This is a genomic window from Eubacterium album, from assembly GCF_025336545.1.
Classification (GTDB): domain Bacteria; phylum Bacillota; class Clostridia; order Lachnospirales; family Lachnospiraceae; genus Eubacterium_U; species Eubacterium_U album.
Genome location: NZ_JAODBU010000023.1, coordinates 1 through 1,507 on the forward strand (window position 1 = coordinate 1; position 1,507 = coordinate 1,507).

Below are 1,507 nucleotides of genomic sequence, written 5' to 3' on the forward strand. Positions count from 1 at the left end.
GAGTCTGTGAAATAAAGTCTGTAAATAGACATTCTATGATAAGTGATGGAGCTGTAAGTTCATGAAATGAGCTTGCAGCTCTTGTTTATATAACTAGCATATAAAAATACCCATGTCAAGGACGCCCATTTTATAACGGGCGTATATTCATCCTTGATATTGGGTATTTTTTATGCTATTCAGGCAAACGGCCTTCGTACATAATGCTCAGTTCTCCATACACCTGAGCCCAGTTTCTTAAGGTCGTTGTCCATTTCTTCGTTGCTTCAAACGTTGAAAGGTACAGAGCTTTCAACAATGCCTTGTCGCTTGGAAATACACTTCTCTGACGATTAAGTTTCCTGTATGTTGAATTTAAACTTTCAATGGCATTGGTTGTATATATTACTTTTCGTACAGTATCTGAAAATTTAAAAATAGGTGATATTACGTCCCAATTGTCCTTCCATCTTTTCATTGAGTTTGGATACTTCGGAGTCCATTTCTCAGTTACCCTGTCTAATGCTTCGAGAGCTTTTTCTTCATTAACTGCCTGATATATTGTCTTAAGGTCTTTCGCAAAGGCTTTTCTGTCTTTGTCGGGTACATATTTAAGAGTGTTTCTCACCTGATGAACTATGCATCTTTGATATTCCGTGTTTGGAAAAGCTGCCGATATGGCTTCCTTTATACCACTTAAACCATCGGCACATATAACAAGAATGTCCTTTACACCTCGGTTTTTTAATTCATTCAATACAGACAACCAGTATTTAGAACTTTCATTATCTCCAACACTTATGCTTAATACATCCTTTTTCCCGTCCACTGTAATGCCGAGAATTACATAGGCCGCAAGCTTTCTTATTATTCCCTCATCCCTTACAGAATAATGGATGGCATCTATGTAAACAACAGGATAAATTTCATCTAACGGTCGGTTTTGCCAGTCCTCGATTTGTGGCATTATTTTATCAGTCACATCAGAAATAAATCCTTCTGATGTTTCAAACCCATAAATATCCTCAATTGTGTCGGAAATCTGCCTTGTTGTCATTCCCTTTGCGTACATTGAGATTATTTTCTGATCAATGTCTGAAATGTCTTTCTGACGTTTCTTTACAATCTGTGGTTCAAAAGTAGAACGACGGTCCTGTGGAACATCGATTTCCATGGAGCCATAACTACTGTTGACACGCTTCGACTTGTAACCGTTTCGATAATCATCGGATTCTGAACGTTGTGATTTTGAATAACCCAAATGGTCATCCATTTCAGCTTCCATCATTTCTTTGATTGTACCTCCAAGAAGATCTTTTAATGCATCCTGGATGTCTTCAGCTGTCTGAATGTCATATTCATCCAATAGCTGGTGGATGATGGCACGTTTGCCATCAGTCATTTGTACCTTGTGTACTTTTTTTCTTTCTCTTGCCATAATTAAGGCCTCCTATAATAATAAATTTTATCATAGAAGGCCTATTAATTATATTTAAATATTAATTTACAGAAAAACTTTCACACTCTC

1 protein-coding gene is annotated in these 1,507 nt (G+C 36.9%); it reads right to left on the reverse strand.

What is annotated here, in order from left to right; translation table 11 throughout:
- Positions 1-175: 175 nt before the first annotated feature.
- Positions 176-1,381, reverse strand: a complete 1,206-nt coding sequence (locus tag N5B56_RS13365; RefSeq protein WP_412335105.1) for an IS256 family transposase — start codon at positions 1,379-1,381, stop codon at positions 176-178.
- Positions 1,382-1,507 lie beyond the last annotated feature (126 nt).

Excerpts from the sequence above, each read along its gene's own strand:
- N5B56_RS13365 (WP_412335105.1), bottom strand. The coding sequence starts at position 1,381 with ATGACTGATGGCAAACGTGCCATCATCCACCAGCTATTGGATGAATAT.